Source organism: Ruegeria sp. A3M17, from assembly GCF_003318255.1.
GTDB lineage: Bacteria > Pseudomonadota > Alphaproteobacteria > Rhodobacterales > Rhodobacteraceae > Ruegeria.
Genome location: NZ_QOCF01000002.1, coordinates 93,152 through 108,482, shown reverse-complemented (window position 1 = coordinate 108,482; position 15,331 = coordinate 93,152). Strand labels below are relative to the sequence as shown.

General features: G+C 54.2%; 16 protein-coding genes and 1 pseudogene. 7 read left to right on the top strand and 10 right to left on the bottom strand.

The genetic code is table 11. From position 1 onward, the window contains the following. Nucleotides 1-153 precede the first annotated feature (153 nt). Both DS906_RS22680 and DS906_RS00680 read left to right on the top strand, forming a co-directional pair. Nucleotides 154-210 (top strand): annotated as a pseudogene (locus DS906_RS22680) (hypothetical protein); the annotation flags it as partial. Next, nucleotides 211-1,026 (top strand): IS30 family transposase, encoded by an 816-nt coding sequence (locus tag DS906_RS00680; protein WP_233494638.1) that lies wholly within the window; start codon nt 211-213, stop codon nt 1,024-1,026. A gap of 145 nt (nt 1,027-1,171) precedes the next feature. Here DS906_RS00680 and DS906_RS22675 read toward each other — a convergent pair whose 3' ends face one another. Continuing rightward, nucleotides 1,172-1,360 carry a recombinase family protein gene (locus DS906_RS22675; protein ID WP_369933845.1) on the bottom strand — a complete coding sequence of 63 codons (189 nt, stop codon included), beginning with the start codon at nt 1,358-1,360 and terminating at the stop codon, nt 1,172-1,174. Nucleotides 1,361-1,789: 429 nt separating this feature from the next. Beyond that, nucleotides 1,790-2,119 carry a hypothetical protein gene (locus DS906_RS00670; protein ID WP_113788345.1) on the bottom strand — a complete coding sequence of 110 codons (330 nt, stop codon included), beginning with the start codon at nt 2,117-2,119 and terminating at the stop codon, nt 1,790-1,792. A 57-nt stretch (nt 2,120-2,176) separates the two neighbouring features. On the opposite strand from DS906_RS00670, the gene DS906_RS00665 reads away from it, so the two are divergent. Then, nucleotides 2,177-2,863: an isochorismatase family protein gene (locus tag DS906_RS00665; RefSeq protein ID WP_113788344.1), complete on the top strand. Its 687-nt coding sequence runs from the start codon at nt 2,177-2,179 to the stop codon at nt 2,861-2,863. Nucleotides 2,864-3,045: 182 nt separating this feature from the next. On the opposite strand, the gene DS906_RS00660 is transcribed toward DS906_RS00665, so the two are convergent. Continuing rightward, complete coding sequence (locus tag DS906_RS00660) at nt 3,046-3,537, bottom strand: DUF2938 domain-containing protein (protein WP_113788343.1); 492 nt, start codon at nt 3,535-3,537, stop codon at nt 3,046-3,048. 81 nt (nt 3,538-3,618) lie between these two features. On the opposite strand from DS906_RS00660, the gene DS906_RS00655 reads away from it, so the two are divergent. Next, on the top strand, nt 3,619-4,050 hold the full coding sequence (locus DS906_RS00655; RefSeq protein ID WP_113788342.1) for a helix-turn-helix domain-containing protein: 432 nt from the start codon (nt 3,619-3,621) through the stop codon (nt 4,048-4,050). Nucleotides 4,051-4,145: 95 nt separating this feature from the next. Here the strand turns inward: DS906_RS00655 and DS906_RS00650 are convergent, their stop codons facing one another. After that, complete coding sequence (locus DS906_RS00650) at nt 4,146-4,865, bottom strand: YafY family protein (protein WP_113788341.1); 720 nt, start codon at nt 4,863-4,865, stop codon at nt 4,146-4,148. An 85-nt stretch (nt 4,866-4,950) separates the two neighbouring features. Here DS906_RS00650 and DS906_RS00645 point away from each other — a divergent pair, with 85 nt between their 5' ends. After that, nucleotides 4,951-5,382, top strand: coding sequence for a RidA family protein (locus DS906_RS00645; RefSeq protein WP_113788340.1), 432 nt, complete (start codon nt 4,951-4,953; stop codon nt 5,380-5,382). A gap of 479 nt (nt 5,383-5,861) precedes the next feature. Here the strand turns inward: DS906_RS00645 and DS906_RS00635 are convergent, their stop codons facing one another. Together DS906_RS00635 and DS906_RS00625 are read right to left on the bottom strand one after the other, a co-directional pair. Then, nucleotides 5,862-7,175 (bottom strand): adenylate/guanylate cyclase domain-containing protein, encoded by a 1,314-nt coding sequence (locus tag DS906_RS00635; RefSeq protein WP_113788338.1) that lies wholly within the window; start codon nt 7,173-7,175, stop codon nt 5,862-5,864. A gap of 380 nt (nt 7,176-7,555) precedes the next feature. Continuing rightward, nucleotides 7,556-8,173 (bottom strand): exonuclease domain-containing protein, encoded by a 618-nt coding sequence (locus DS906_RS00625; RefSeq protein ID WP_369933841.1) that lies wholly within the window; start codon nt 8,171-8,173, stop codon nt 7,556-7,558. Nucleotides 8,174-8,494: 321 nt separating this feature from the next. On the opposite strand from DS906_RS00625, the gene DS906_RS00620 reads away from it, so the two are divergent. Further along, a complete protein-coding gene (locus DS906_RS00620; RefSeq protein WP_113788336.1) occupies nt 8,495-11,029 on the top strand; it encodes a cation:proton antiporter in 2,535 nt (844 codons plus the stop codon). An 852-nt stretch (nt 11,030-11,881) separates the two neighbouring features. Here DS906_RS00620 and DS906_RS22375 read toward each other — a convergent pair. The 4 genes from DS906_RS22375 to DS906_RS00605 all read right to left on the bottom strand — a co-directional run bounded on the left by DS906_RS22375 (nt 11,882) and on the right by DS906_RS00605 (nt 14,393). Next, nucleotides 11,882-12,379 carry a hypothetical protein gene (locus DS906_RS22375; RefSeq protein ID WP_233494636.1) on the bottom strand — a complete coding sequence of 166 codons (498 nt, stop codon included), beginning with the start codon at nt 12,377-12,379 and terminating at the stop codon, nt 11,882-11,884. Between the two features lie 33 nt (nt 12,380-12,412). Beyond that, nucleotides 12,413-12,619, bottom strand: a complete 207-nt coding sequence (locus DS906_RS22370; protein ID WP_233494635.1) for an NAD-dependent epimerase/dehydratase family protein — start codon at nt 12,617-12,619, stop codon at nt 12,413-12,415. A gap of 1 nt (nt 12,620) precedes the next feature. Next, entirely contained in the window at nt 12,621-13,301 is a 681-nt protein-coding gene (locus DS906_RS00610) for a DMT family transporter (protein ID WP_147235126.1), read from the bottom strand. Between the two features lie 138 nt (nt 13,302-13,439). Then, entirely contained in the window at nt 13,440-14,393 is a 954-nt protein-coding gene (locus DS906_RS00605; protein ID WP_113788334.1) for a dihydrodipicolinate synthase family protein, read from the bottom strand. Nucleotides 14,394-14,549: 156 nt separating this feature from the next. On the opposite strand from DS906_RS00605, the gene DS906_RS00600 reads away from it, so the two are divergent. Continuing rightward, nucleotides 14,550-15,329, top strand: coding sequence for an aspartate dehydrogenase (locus DS906_RS00600; protein WP_113788398.1), 780 nt, complete (start codon nt 14,550-14,552; stop codon nt 15,327-15,329). Nucleotides 15,330-15,331: the final 2 nt, after the last annotated feature.

The window sequence follows — 15,331 nt, the reverse complement described above, 5'->3', positions numbered from 1 at the left end:
ACTTCTCCATTGCAAACCCGGTGACATTTCTACTTGGTTGCAACATATCGCTGTTGAGGGTGCGCGCTATTTCCAAGTGTGACTCCTGTTAGAAGCCAATGAGTTATCTAATGAGGAGATCATGGCAAGAGCACAGTGTATTCGTAACTCAGCATCGAAGAACGCCGTAGAATTGAACGTTGGCGGCAAGCAAGAGTCCCGGACCGAGAGATGGCACGCGTGTTGAAGCGCTCGAAGGCAACCATCCATCGTGAGCTCAAACGGAACTACTTTTCGGATCCCTGTCTGCCTAAATGCGATGGATATTACGGCGCATCCGCTCATCGGAAAGCCGCAGATCGGCGTGCCCGACAACGCAAGCTGATCCGTTATCCTCAATTGCGTGAGTGCGTTGTTGAGCCGCTGAAGAATGGTTGGACACCGGAACAGATCGGCAATCGGATAATCTATGAAGGCGCCATGGTGCGCGTGCGTCAGGAAACGATCTATCGTTATATCTATTCTCAGGAAGGTTTGGCCGAAGAACTTTGGTGGTATCTGCCTGCGTACAGAATGTGTCGTTGGCCGCGCCGTGCCAGAAAACGTCGGGCCCCCAAGTTCGACCGTGATTTCAGCATTCTGAATCGACCGGATGATGTCGCGTACCGCCGCCATTTTAGGCATTGGGAAGGCGATTTGATGCTATTCAAGCAGGTGCTTGGCCAGTTGAATGTTACGTCGCTAGTCGAGCGCATTAGCCGGTTCACAGTGCTGCTGGAGAACCCGAACAAGCGGACGAAACCAGTCATGGGCAAGATCAAGAATGCTGTCCGCTATCTGCCCCACCTGGCGCGCAAATCCATCACTTTTGACCGCGGCACCGAGTTCGTGAGTTGGCCGCACCTTCAGGCCGAGATCCGAACGCAAACGTGGTTCTGTGATCCCTCATCACCGTGCAAAAAAGCACCGTCGAGAATACCAACCGCAGGGTTCGGCAATGGCTTCCCCGCAAGCGCGACATCACGGCAGTCTCAGATCACGAATTGAGAACGATCTGTGACCGCCTAAACAACACGCCTCGCAAATGCCTCGGATGGAAAACACCGGCCGAGGTCTTCCGCGAAAAGATGATGGAGGAATTGCGCTGAGACCCCTACCCTGACCTCAACAATAGTCGCGGTTCAGGTATCGCTCACTCCCCCATAATGTGAAAAACCAACTGGCCGCCTGCGGTCGTCGTATCGATCCCGTCTGTCAGACTCCGGAACTCGATTCCGCGATCTCCGAAAAGCTTCAGAATGTGGATGAGATCTGCGATGGACCGCCCTATCCTATCAAGCTTCCAGACCACCAGAAGATCACCTTTGCCAAGCAGTTCCAACGCTTCGGCAAAACCGGCGCGGCTCTCAGCAGCTGTTGCGCCGCTTTGCCTGATCGGGGATGATATGATCGCTTCCGGGTTCGGTCAGAGCCTCGACTTGTAGGTAGAGGTTCTGTCCGTCGGTAGATACTCGTGCATGGCCAATTTTGACGGATTCATTTTGCACTAGGTTTTTGCGGCAGTCCAGCACTAGCGAAATCAAGCACTTGGAACCCCGTCAAAACTGCCACGAAAAGGGTCGTTTTCGCATCACTCCGAACGAGAACATCCCTTCGCTGCGCCGCGTACGAAGTCGAAAGATGCGGACAGAGCCGGCTTCGCCAATCTTAGCTACCGTTCATGCAAGCTTTTGTCGTCGATCATGTTCAAGTTTGGTTTCGATAAGTAGCTTATTTTGCGTGGATTTACCGTATTTTAGTTCTTTATGGCCTAACCAATGCGGAGTGACACTTTTTGATCGCGGCAGGCCGCAGTCCGGTGATAGTAGGTTTCGCGGTAGTCCTTCAAATCAAAAAGTGACAGCAGCGCATCGGCGTTTAGATTTGACCCGATTGCGACCAGATCCCAATCTTCAGCGACCCCGATGAACATAGTGCTGAAAGGTGCAACCAGTAGAAAACGGCCTCCTACCTTTTCAAGACTTGGCATGCTGACGGCTGCGTAGCGCTGGAATGCATCGTCGCCTGATATACCAACCTCACCCATAGCAAGGCCCACCGGATAAGACGCAATGTCCCGCATCTTGAAGAAATCCTCCACCTCAGATCCCTTGCAACAGCCCTAAGTTTGACAATTGCTGCAACGGCGCTGCCCGCAATGGCGGAAACTCCAGTGATCAAAACAGTGGATGGTGTCGCTAACTACCCTGAGGACTATCAGGGCACGCCGGTGCGGGCCGCTGACGAAGACCCTTTTCTGTCAGCAACCAACTCGGCGCTGATCCTTATCGACTACCAGCTGCCGATTTTGGCTGGGGTAAAGAATATCGACCACGAAGAACTGATCAACAACGCCACTGGCCCGATCAAGACTGCGGTTATTTATGACATCCCGGTCGTCTTCAGCCATGTTGCCGTCGGCTTGAATGGCTATGATCCGATGATCGAGGAACTTAAGGAGCTGCCTCCAAAAGCTGTATTCATTGACCGGACCAATGTGAACGCTTGGAAAGAGCCCGAGATTGTTGCTGCCGTGGAAGCAACCGGGCGGAAGAAGCTTATCATGGGTGGCCTTTGGACCGACGTATGCCTGGCATACCCTGCGATTGAAGCCGAGAAATCTGGTTATGATGTTTACGTGCCCGAGGACGCCGTCGGCTCAATCTCGCAGTTAAGCCATGAAAACGGTAAGCGTCGTATGATCGAAGCCGGCGTCGAGCCGATCACCTGGAACGTCGTTCCCGCGGAACTGCAACGCGACCACGCCCGCCCGGACAACCTACAGGCGGTCACCCGAGTGTTCATGGAGCATCTGTTCAAAGTTGACCCAAACTCAACCTGGTAACCGTCAGCAGGTCAGGATCATCTGCGTCTATCCGCTGCCGTTCTCTGCGCCATGGATGGCGACCATTGACAGCCCGAAGCGGACATCCAAACCAAACTTTGCAGTTTCCGGGATCCGCAACAAAGCGGTCATAAGCGCCCCGTGGCACTTTTGACTGCTTTTGATATTCTCTTCGCGAAATGTTAGATCAAATTGGATATGCCGTTTGCCGCGACCCAAAGCCCAATTCCAAAGCTGAGATGTGCAAAGACGCTCTTGAGCCGCGCAGCTCGTGGTTCGGGTGTTAACCGTGCCGCCAACCCCGCTCCCATGCCCGGCTGAAGGATCAGAAAAGGCGCCAGCACTGTCAGTATTCCAAACGCAATCGCAGGCAGCAGGCTGGGCGCTTCAAGCCAGCCCCGACCGACCACGGCCAAAAAACCCAGCGCGAACACGACGCCCGTCAGATAATGTGCGCTCCAGCCCAACAAACGCTCCGCCGGAACAGGGTCGCTGGCCATGATGTGCCTATGAACAAACCGCCCCTGGGCGACATGGCCGAGCCAACGGCCCACCATCGCGTAGTTGAGCGATTGCTGAGAGAAGATCAACTTCTGGGCAAGGGCGATCACATCCATGAAGGCTGTCGCGCCGATGCCGATCAGAACCGCGCTGAAGAAAATTTCTGTTGTCATGGATGTATCGACCTTAGTTTCTGTTGATGTTTTGCAGTGGAGGGGCAACATGCAACTTCAAGTCCACTTGAGGTCAAGGCCATGCTCGACATTTCTGAACTTTCTCGCGCAAGCGGATTTTCACCGTCAAAACTCCGCTATTATGAAGAAGTTGGCCTGATCCGGTCGGTGGGTCGAAGGGGGTTGAAGCGTCTCTATGAGGATGAGGTGAAGACGCGGATTTCCCTCATTTCTCTGGCGCAAACCGCCGGGTTTTCACTCGTCGAGATCAAAGAGACGATGGGTTCAGAAGGCAGGCCCGATCTGGATCGTACAGCTCTGGCAGCAAAGGCTGATGCAATTGACGTGAGGATCAAGGAACTGACGGCCTTACGGGACGGCCTTCGACATGTCATGAATTGCACGGCCGAAAACCATCTGGATTGCCCTCGGTTTCAGCGCATCATCCGTGTTGCACTGACGAAGAAGCAGGTCGATGCGAAACGTTCCAAAAAGAACCCCATCAAATGGTGAAGGGATTGAGCGCGGACCTGACCCAACATTTTGGGGCTGTTGACGGGTCAAGATACTGGGACCCTTGCCGACCGGACGTCACGCATTTCTGGTGTTCAGCGCGGTAATTCGCTGAATGGGCAGACATCGTCCTCGAACGGAACATGCCGCCTCCGGAACGATGTTCCCTCGACGATCTCGGGGCGGCTGATCCTATCCATGCGAAAATGCCGGAAATCCTCACGGCTGGGATCCCAGGCTACGAGATACCAGAGCGGCGGCAGGATGAGCATAGCTTGCGGTTTGACTTCGCGGCTTGTTTCCGCGCCCTTGGCGTCCCGGTAGCCGAAGCGCAGGCTTTGCCGTTGCAGAAACGCGGTCCCGAAGGCAGGCAAAAGCGCAGGGTCAATAGTGCCCATGTCCGAGATGTCCTGTTTGGGCGAAAGTTGTCCGACATGCAGACAGTCAAGGAACCTGCGCAGATCCCGCACCTTGTCCGACGGCAAGGCCTTCTCGATCTTGGCGAGCCCCGCGTCGGCGAGACCGGAGAAGGGAAGGCTTCGCGCCGCACGCATGGCTGCGACACTGACGAGAAGTGCAAACACTTCTGTGACTGAGAGACGGGCGGTGGTCTGCACGGATTGCGGATCAAGTTGCACGCCCCCGCCGCGCCCACATTCGGAATGGATGACAAAGCCCTGGTCACGCAACGCCCCGATATCGCGCAATACCGTTCGTCTGGACGCACCGACCTGACTGGCCAGCTCGTCGACCGTTGCGGTTCCGTTACGGCGAAGGGTGCGCACGATGGCGTCATGTCGGAAGCGGATGTTCATTTATTCACTATAGAACTTTCGGTGACAAATTTTGTCACTGTAGGATTCTAAACCGCTCGCGGACCACTCAGCAAGGAGAATGAACATGACGTCCCGAAACCAGAATACATCCAACGGCGCATTACCGATCATCGTCAAACCACCGCATCTGCATGATCCCACGCCAAACGGCTATAGCACGGCAGTCGTGTCTCCTGCTGCGGGACGGCTTGCTTTTGTATCAGGACAGGGCGGACAGGATCAAAACGGAAGCCTATCGCCGGAGTTCAGCAATCAGGTTGAGCAGACCTATGCCAATCTGGCTGCGGTCCTCGACGCGCTCGGCGCACGCCCCCGTCACGTCGTGAAGCTGACCGTGTTCGTGGTCGACCACGATATGTCGAAGCTGGGTGTGCTGACCGAAAACGTGAAGCGGATGTTTGGCGATACATTGCCCGCGCAAACGCTGATCCCTGTACCGAAGCTCGCCATCGACCCGATGCTTGTCGAGGTAGATGCCGTCGTGCATTTGGATTGAGCGCTCGAATACGGCGGCGACTTGCCGTCGTATTCATTAACGCGACCTAGTTTGCGCAATTGGCCAGCCGATGTACCGACCTTGGGGGAGTTCTCTACGTATACGCCCCCAAAAAAGTCCAGCACCTGCAGTGGTAAAATTGGATAATTTCGAGAGTCGCGAGGTGGAAGGAGTAAAATTGTTTAGCTTGTCCTACTGTACTATCGCGCCCAAGGACTAAACATCGGGACACTATTAGAGCTGAGTTGAGGTTCACCATCCATTCATCGGGCGGCATTACCGGCCATTTGCGTAGCGCAGGCGCGGGCCGTCAAACAGGCCGTTCGCTGCGGGCGCAATACTTACGACAGACCAATCTGACGCAAACTTTGAAGCGGTCTTAATGTGATGTGAATAGCTTGTACCGCCCGGGCGCTTAGCCATTCCCCAGACGATCAGTTTGCAAAAAGGGCTATCGAGCAGGGTTCTACCCTGCGGAATCATACCTCAGATTTGTACACTGTCCGCTCATCCGGCACACCCTTCAGTTTATGCGTGCCAAAACTCGAGAACTTTATCCCTGATCCAGCAACCAAGTCCTTGACCGTGCGCGAAACAAGCACGTCAGCTTCGTTTCCAAGCTCGGAAATCCGTGACGCAATGTTGACCGCGATTCCACGAACATCATCGTCAGCAATTTCAACTTCGCCTGTATGAACGCCAATTCGGACATCCAAGCCGATCTGGGCTACTCCGCGACAAACGGCCTGAGCACATTGGATCGCTCGTGCAGGGCCATCGAAAGTTGTCAGGAAACCGTCACCCAAAGATTTAATCTCACGGCCTCGAAAACGAGCAATTTCCTGACGAACAATCTTGTCGTGGACAGAAATCAGGTCATTCCATGCCTGATCTCCCATCGCTTCTGCCTTTGCCGTGGAACCGACTATATCGGTGAAAAGTACAGTGGCCAGCACGCGGTCAAGTCTTGGTGCCGGGGTCGACCCTGTTACAAAGGTTTCGATATCGGATGCGATCTGGTCGGCATTCTCCCCCACGAATAAGATGTGGTCAGTACCCGGGTACTCCAAGAGGCGCGCGTTTGGGATCAGCTCTGCCAACATACGGCCCCCCGTCACATCGACGTTCACATCTTCTGTGCGATGAAGCACGAGCGTCGGAACCTGTATGATTGGGAGCACATCGGTTATATCGATCTCACTGTTCATGCGCATGATCTCGGTTGCAGCTCCCGGGTTTGCGCCCAGACTTTCGAATTTACCCCACCATTGCTGGAAGGCCGCATCGCCCACCATGGACGGAGCGAACATCGGTAGGCTTTCCCCGCTTCCCCAAGCTGTGTCGATATACTGAAAAAGCGCTTCCAGTGCTTCGTCAGTTGGGAACCAGGACTTAAACTTGGCGAATGCGCCATAAAGAATAAGACTTTGGCATCGTTCGGGATGATGCGCCGCAAACAGGGATGCTAACGAGCCGCCTTCGGATATGCCAAATACGATGGCTTCTTGTATGCCTGCCGCGTCCATAACGGCCCGAACATCATCCATGCGCTGATCCATGCTCGGAAGATTACCAGCCCGATCCGAAAGCCCGGTCCCTCGTTTATCGAAGATTACGACGCGCGCGAATGTCGCCAATCTATCTAACCACCGGGCACATCTGGGTTCGTCCCAATAGTTTTCGATATGAGAGATAAACCCAGGAACAAAAACAAGGTTTTTTGGCCCATCGCCAAAAAGCTGATAGGCGACATGCACGTCTTCACTCTTTGCGTATCGCGTCGTTGGCTGCATTTCTTCCCCTGCTCGACAGCTTCCAACTTAGCCAAGGTGTATCAGGATGCGGTCGCAAAAAATAGTTAGGTAGAAAACAGTTAAGAGCGTTTGTGTCTCGCCCAGGTTATTCCTTAAGCGGTGCATGTCCAGGCACGATAAGTTTTTTACTCCGTAAAACCAAAACGCCTGGGGGGCCAATAACAAGTACGCAAATCCGCTTGCTATCAAGCGCAATCCTATCCTCTCGTGGCTGGAAACTGCATTGCGGTGTGGCAGGAAACTGCTGATGAATCCAAGCCCCATTTTCAAAGCGACCTGGCCCGTTCCAGACATTCGTACACTGCATAACATCGTACGGTTAGTTCGTCGTTCAGCAGGACCATAAAGACCTTGGCCGCTTATCTCTCGGATGGATTTCCGAATTGGAAGTTCAACTGGCGGTTCGTCCTGAGATAGGACAACGGCGTCCCCAAGGTCTCCTCTGCTTTTAAGATCACAGAAGCCGAAGCACGGGCGTCTTCACCTGCATCATGGTGATGAAACTCGAGGTCGAGGTATTTCTTAAGATTTGCCAACCCGTGCCCACCGGCACCTTTCAACGATGGCCATGCTCGACGGGCAATCGACACGCTATTCGTCCAATGCGACGTGATCATTGGCAGGCCATACCGGGCACAAGCAACCGTCATCGCCTTTTCATCAAACGTACTGTGCTGCACAAGATTGTGGGTGTTCAGGACTTCAAATAAGGACGCGTAAACCGTTGGGAATGTTCCAGCCCCAATCACGGTTTTGGCAGAAATCCCGTGAAGCTCAGTATTGAACTCCTCAAATGGTCCCTCGGGGTCAATCAGTACAGAATAGGTTTGCATGGAACCAGTGTCGCTAACAAAACAAAGCCCAATCTGGCATATGCTACCGATAGATTTGTCCGCCGTTTCGACGTCCAATGCAATAAACCGAAAAGGTCCGGCAGGCAGCGTGCTGAGATGTCCAAATCTGTTCAACGTGTCCACCGTTTGAGCGCTCTGAATCTGTCAGAATTTCTTAACCCTCGCTGCCAGACCGACAACTGAGAATCCTAGTTTCTGCGGGTCGAATGGGTCTTGGCAAGTCATTCTCGCTTTCAAGGAGTGCATTCTGCCTTAATGAAGCGTCACTCACGGCCCCTACCAGTCGTTCACTCACCGCGCTGGTGTCGCATTGCGGCCCTTCTTCCTGACATTCGCTGCAACGGAACAGACTGGACGAGAAATAGTTCACACATTGTTTCCACGTGGTCGATCCGGCTTTAAGAGTGGATTCCACTTACTCGAGTTCTCAGGTAATACGTAACTATGGATATCGTCGTCATTACGACCATCATCACTTCTCTTTTTGTTGTAATCGGCGTGGCGGAACCGTTGGCCGCGCGAATGCGCCTGCCTTACAGCGTTATCCTTGCCGTCTTGGGGATAGTGATCGGGCTTGGAGCGACGTTCTTTCTCGACACTGACCTGACGGATGCGCTGAACCCGGGTGCGCAGGCAATTATCGATCTGCCAATCCGATCAGACGTCTTCCTTTATGTTTTCCTGCCAACGCTGCTCTTTCAGGCGACGCTCGGCATGAACCTGCGCAGGATGCTGGATGACTGGATGCCCATCCTGATGATGGCCGTTGTGGCAGTGATTGTCGCGACCCTCTCCATTGGCTATGCGCTGAGTTGGGCAAGTGCGCTGCCGCTGGCCGCCTGTCTGTTGATTGGCGCGATTGTGTCGACAACGGATCCCTCGGCAGTTGTCAGCATTTTCCGGTCGATTTCGGCACCGCGCAGGCTGTCGCGAATAATTGAGGGTGAAAGCCTTCTTAACGATGCTGCTGCGGTTGCTCTTTTCGGGCTATTCATGAGCTTTGTCATGCTCGGGAGACCCGATCCATTGCTAAGTGAAGCCGTGGGGCAGTTTCCGCTGTTGATCGTAGGCGGAGCACTCACCGGTTGGCTCATGGCGCGCATGGCGGTCTGGCTAATGGCTTTTGTAGATCGCTGGGAAATGGCGCAGATTTCAATTTCTATTGCGCTGCCTTACCTCGCCTACATCGTTGCAGAGCAAAGCGTCGGGGCTTCGGGTGTCATTGCGGTGGTGGCTGCAGGTCTTACGCTCAACCTCACAGGCCCCGGTCGTCTGTCACCGGTCGCCTGGACAAATCTGCAAGAAGTTTGGGATCTTCTGGCACATTGGGCAGGCGCGCTGATCTTTATTCTTGCAGCCTTGCTGATACCACGATTGCTGGAAGAGGTGCGGCCGTCCGACTTTGGCCTGCTGGTTGTAGTGGTTCTGGCCGCCATGTTCGCGCGGGCGGCAATTCTGTTCGGGTTGCTGCCATTGCTTACGGCAATCGGTCTGTCGCCCGCTGTCGAACGCCCCTATCGCACCGCAATACTGTGGGGTGGGCTGCGTGGTGCCGTTACGCTGGCTCTGGCTCTGGCAGTCACCGAAAGCACGCACATCCCGCTTGAGACCAAGCGCCTAGTCGGCATTCTGGCCACTGGCTTTACGCTGTTTACACTGATTGTTCAGGGTACAACCTTGCGCATGGTGATCACAAAACTGGGGCTCGACAGGCTTTCTCCACTTGATACCGCCCTGTCGCGTCAGGTGGTCGCCGTCGCCTTGCAATCGGTTCGCGAGGACGTTTCCCGCACCGCAGAAAACTATAACCTGACGCACGATATCGTCAGAAACGAAGCCAAACAGTTTAGTGAACGCCTGGACGAGGCCGTAAAGGCCGCCGAAGACAGTGCGCAGATCCTGGATCGTGACCGGGTCACCCTTGGTCTTATTGCGCTGGCCGGTGCAGAGCGGGACTCTGTTTTGGCCCGGATGCGGGAACGCACCATGTCATCGGTTCTGAGTGAGAAGATATTGTCCGATGCGGATCGGCTCATTGAAGGCGCACGGACTGGCGGGCGGATCGGCTATCAGCGCGCAACAAATCGGTCGGTCGTTTACGGCAGATCTTTTCGAATCGCCGTGTTTCTACACAACCGGCTTCGAATTTCGTTCCCACTCACGCGTATCACAACGGATAGGTTCGAAAGATTGCTCATGCAACGTCTGATCCTGCAGGACCTCGATGGGTTCGTCCGCGGCCGCATCCGTCGGATCCACGGCCGCCGGGTTGCGGAATTGCTGGATGAAGTGTTGGCGCGTCGATCCGAGGCGGTTGAGACGGCGCTTGAAGGCCTGCGACTGCAATTTCCCGGTTACGCCGAAAAGTTAGAACGACGATTCATCCAGCGAACCGCGCTGCGCCTTGAAGAACGTGAATATGCGGTCATGCGCGAAGACGGCCTTGTGGGCGAGGAACTTTATTCTGTGTTGATGCAGGAAGTCGCGACGCGACGAACGTTATCTGAAGGGCGTCCGAAGTTGGACATCACTCTTAAAGGACGGGATCTGGTCAGGCAGTTCCCACTGTTTTCCGATCTCGACAAGTCTTCGCTCAGGAAACTCAGCCGGGCGCTGCGTACCCGATATGCCAACGCAGGTGATATCATCATTTCCAAAGACGAATTCGCCCAGAGTGTATTCTTCATTGCTTCCGGAGCGGTTGAAGTGGAACTCGGCCGGCACACCTCGCGGCTGGGTCGTGGTGAAATGTTCGGGCAATTGGCCATGTTATTGAAACGGCCCCGTCGCGTAAACGTGCGGGCATTGGCACCGTCGACGCTGCTTATGCTCGACGAGGCAAGTTTCCGACGCTTGCTGCGACGAAGCAAGGCCATGCGAAACTCTGTCAAGATGAGCGCTGACAAGCGCATGATCGACCCCGCGGTATTGGATCTGGATGAGGCAGAGGGATCCCCTGGAAAAGGGACCAAATCTTGAGAGGTTCTCAATTGGAAAGGGGCCGCGAAATCAAAAGTGTTGTTTCACGGACACCAGTCGGGTCCTGTTTTGTTGAATGTCGATTCCTATCAGAGGTTTGTTCACTCGAAAAAACCGTCACTACCCTCAACATCTCGGACAATCGCCCCAGTTTCCGACCTCCCGTTTTTGGAGCGTCAGTCAAAAAGTGCTGCTGTACTAGACGGCTGGGTACGCGATCTGTGACAAATCCGGAACGATGCGACTATTCGTTGCGGCTTGCTCCAAGATCGGTTTTGCGGGGCTTTGCCGCCGTTGCCCCTCTGGGTGTTTGCTGGTGCAGCATCGACGCGCAGGTGCGGCACGCTCATCGCTGCATTATAGTCGATGTCGCCAGACCGGTCATTCAAAGTCAGTCTGAGGCGCGATATTCGAACCGCTCTTACCCTGCAACCAGGACCAGCTTTCGAGGAGCGGACAAACTGGGCTTTCGCTGCGGATGACCGAATGTCAGGTTAAGGCATGCGGCGTTGGAGCCGACGTCGCCGCGATTTCGAGGCCGCAGCTTATGTTACTTCATCCAATACCAGTTTTTCTTGCCCGTTGCTAAGTCCGCAAATCAGGCCTTGTCACGCCTTGCCCGATCCCATTTTAAGAGTAGTTCAAGTGTTTCCCGCAGAGGACGGGCTTTGAGACCTGCATTTCGCGCGCGGCTGGCATCCACTTCGAGAAAATGGCGGAAAGCTGGGGCGTCAGGCGCCATAAGAGGCACGTCTGTCCAAGGCTCGGCACCTGCATCCAAGGAAACACCGGCAGAAACTCAACGAATTTCACCGCCGATGCAGTGGTTCCATGGATCTCGTTAAGAATATCCTACATCGTCATGACATCGTCATTCACATTCCAGATGCCGCCAAGGTCGTCTTTGGCACAGAGCACTGCGAATTTTGCGGCGTCACGCGCATCAAGCACTTGAACGGGGCGGTCCGTTGGCAGCAGTGCAACCACTGTTGGACTTTTTGAGCGCCCGGCTTCATCAATTCGCCGAACCCACCAGGTAAGTCTGTCGGTATTGTCTCCTGCGCCAACGATTAGCCCTATCCGCAACGCAGTTGTTCTGTCTCCTTGTTTCTGTTCGGCAACGATTTCGCAAGCGCGTTTCAGCGGACCATACGATGGTCCGTAGGCAGCAGCTGACCCACGATTTTCAAGTGGCACAGCGTCCGCCCGTTCAAAATCATCTCGGGTCGCGTCTGGTACGTCAGCGGCTTCAATCAGGCCGGGCTTGTCATAACAACCGTACGCCGAAAGTGATGAAGCGAGAACGTATCGCTCGGGCTCATTTTCCAGTGCGTCCAGAAAAGTTGACACGGCATCCGGCGCGAATGCGCAGGTGTCAAAGACCTAATCGAAATGACGTCCCTCAAGCGCGCTCAAGCTGCCATGGCGACTAGCTTTCACGACTTCGACACCATCCGAAAGTGTTCGCGTGGTAGCACCTCTCGAAAGCACGGCGACCCGATGTCCATTCTCAACAAATGCGTCAACAATGGCTCCCCCGAGGAAACCCGTGCCGCCGACCACAAGTTTTTGAATGTCGCTTTGCACCATCTCATTTCCGGAACTTCATAGAGCGATAAATCGCGGCATAGGGGACATTTGCTGCGCCGCCAACGCTGGGGAAGTAGGGTCCACAATGAAATTTCGCCGCTGACTGTGCAAATCTCAGCATTCTGAATGCCCAATGAACGCGCATCGACAGAGATCGCAGTGGCGACTTTCGCAGCCCGTTTTGGAAACAGCCACTTAGCCATAACCATGCAAGCCCTGCCATCGCTCCAACGAATGTTCCCAGTGCGGGGTCTGGAATGTCTTCCAATCCCAAGCTTCGCAGGCAATACGCCAAAGCATAAAAAGCAGCAAACCCTATTGCCACCAGATAGCCCAGTGGCGTGGCTGTAGATAATTTCCGTAAAGGCCCAAAATACAGCAACACTCCGGCTAACACAATTCCGCCGCCAAGAACGTCGCGCCATTCAGGGACGCTTCCGAAAATGACAAAGGCAAATAGTACCGCGAAGACTGGGGGCAAACGCCTGAGAAGGCTTGCCCTTACAGCTCCAAGCAATTCGGTCGCACGATATAGGCAGATACGGCCAAAGAATGTGGAAAAGATCCCCGCAAAGGCAAAGATCATTAGCCCCCAGCGGCCCTCAAGCGTTTTGGCCTGCTCTGCTCCTGCATGCCCGTAGAACACCCAGATTAAGCCACTCATCACCACCGTCAGAAGCACTGACAAAAGACGCCATTGTCACGGTACTTGGTGCTATTGCCGCGTACGATCGCGACGCTGGCAGCGCTGAAAAAGAATGCCGCCAACAACGCGAGGACTTCACCCGGCATTAGCGCCGTGTCCGGTCCGTGCGTAGTGTCATGGCTTCAGGCCACAGCCTTCGAACGCAGCCTGCGTGGCGGTTTTTTCAGCGTCGCTCAACTCGAGCATCGGATGGCGTACAGAGCCACCGACTTGACCCAAAAGCTCTTGCCAGTACTTGCCGTGGGCCGTGGGTTTGCCACCTGGTTTTGTACGGCTTATGGCCTCTCGCACCGGATTTAGGCTATCGCGCACCTTGCGCGCTTCGGTAAATCTGCCTTGAAATGCCAGTTGGGTGTATTCGTGCATTCGCATGTCGTTCTTCGTTTGCAACTGATAGGGCGGGGATGAGCAGAGGTAGAGCTTCCAGTTCAGCTCTTCGATGTTATCCAGCCATTCAGGCTCGGCAGATGTTGAAACGTGGATCTTGTCGCCAATCATTCGGCTTAAGCGCACATACATCTCACGGGGCACCGAATATTTGATCGCCATTATGTTCGGAAGCTCAGCGATGCGCGCGCAGGTTTCCGGCTCCATCAAGTAGCCACTGTCGGGATGGCTCCACATTGCAATGCCGATATCCAGGCGGTCACACAGGTACTTGTAGTAGTTATAAAGAACCTCATCACGATCGCTGCAAAAGCTGAGCACCGGCGCGTGCACAACGACATAATCTGCGCCGCAGTCTTGAGCATGCCGTCCCAATTCAAGCACGGTGTTTACGTTCTGATCCGAGATCGACATGATAGTTCCGGCTTTGTCGCCACATTCTTCTACGGCAACAGTCATATTGCGTTTGCGTTCTTCAAGGCTCATTGAAAAGAACTCGCCTTGCTTGCCGGCTATGAACAAGCCCTGAATTTCCAGATCGTCAATCCAGTGGCGGATGTTACTGCGCAGCCCAGCTTCATTGAACGAACCATCTAAGTGAAATGGATTCAGGGCTGCGGCCCAAATTCCACGCATGTTTTCGCGGGCGTACTCCTTGGCGTCAAACTTGGAATATTTCATAGCGCGAGCCTTATGTAAAAATGGTTGTATTCATCGCCTTTTCTGCGCGCAAATTGAGGTGCTGGCCAATTCAATCACCTAAACTGGATATCAAAAAAGCATATAGCAGTTTTGATTGAGTTACTGATAACTTGCATCAACACAGCGGAGGTGGCAATGAGAGTTGGACTTATCGGCGACGGAGCGATTGCGCGCCATGTAAGGGAGCATATTGCATCATCCGATCATTCCCTAAGCGCTGTTTTGATGCGACCCAAGCACGCATCCGAGTATCAGGAAGAGCAATACGTCTTCTCAGTAGGAGAATTGCCTGATGGTATTGATATCATGATCGACTGTGCCGGACACACCGCCCTGGCGGCGAACGGTGCAGACATATTGCGGCGCGGTATTGACTTGGTCACAGTCTCTTTAGGCGCATTGGCAGATCACAACCTGCATGATGAATTGCGACGTGCTGCATTGCAAGGCAACACAAAGCTTCACCTTGCGAGCGGCGCGATTGGAGCTTTGGATTGTCTTCAAGCGGCACGAACAGGGCAATTGGAGAACGTTACTTATATAGGGCGAAAACCCCCGGCGGGTTGGGTGGGATCACCCGCAGAACAGGTGGTTGACCTTGCAGCCCTGACCAAAGGGGCTGCCGTTCATTTTGAAGGGAACGCACGGGAAGCAGCGATTAGTTACCCTAAGAACGCTAATGTTGCTGCCGCAGTGGCGCTGGCTGGCGTGGGCTTTGACAAGACCAATGTAAGACTCATCGTGGATGCAGACGTGCCAGAAAACATACATGAAATTCAGGCAAACGGTGACTTTGGCAGCTTTCAGTTCCAGATCCGCGGCAAATCCCTTCCTGACAATCCGCGTAGTTCCGCGTTGGCCGCTATGAGTGTGGTCAGTAAGCTGGAACAGCTTGCTAACCCCATCAGACTATAGGG

Coding starts and splice junctions, on each gene's coding strand:
- DS906_RS00680 (WP_233494638.1), top strand. CDS start 211: ATGGCACGCGTGTTGAAGCGCTCGAAGGCAACCATCCATCGTGAGCTC.
- DS906_RS00665 (WP_113788344.1), top strand. CDS start 2,177: ATGGCGGAAACTCCAGTGATCAAAACAGTGGATGGTGTCGCTAACTAC.
- DS906_RS00660 (WP_113788343.1), bottom strand. CDS start 3,537: ATGACAACAGAAATTTTCTTCAGCGCGGTTCTGATCGGCATCGGCGCG.
- DS906_RS00655 (WP_113788342.1), top strand. CDS start 3,619: ATGCTCGACATTTCTGAACTTTCTCGCGCAAGCGGATTTTCACCGTCA.
- DS906_RS00650 (WP_113788341.1), bottom strand. CDS start 4,865: ATGAACATCCGCTTCCGACATGACGCCATCGTGCGCACCCTTCGCCGT.
- DS906_RS00645 (WP_113788340.1), top strand. CDS start 4,951: ATGACGTCCCGAAACCAGAATACATCCAACGGCGCATTACCGATCATC.
- DS906_RS00635 (WP_113788338.1), bottom strand. CDS start 7,175: ATGCAGCCAACGACGCGATACGCAAAGAGTGAAGACGTGCATGTCGCC.
- DS906_RS00620 (WP_113788336.1), top strand. CDS start 8,495: ATGGATATCGTCGTCATTACGACCATCATCACTTCTCTTTTTGTTGTA.
- DS906_RS22370 (WP_233494635.1), bottom strand. CDS start 12,619: ATGGTGCAAAGCGACATTCAAAAACTTGTGGTCGGCGGCACGGGTTTC.
- DS906_RS00605 (WP_113788334.1), bottom strand. CDS start 14,393: ATGAAATATTCCAAGTTTGACGCCAAGGAGTACGCCCGCGAAAACATG.
- DS906_RS00600 (WP_113788398.1), top strand. CDS start 14,550: ATGAGAGTTGGACTTATCGGCGACGGAGCGATTGCGCGCCATGTAAGG.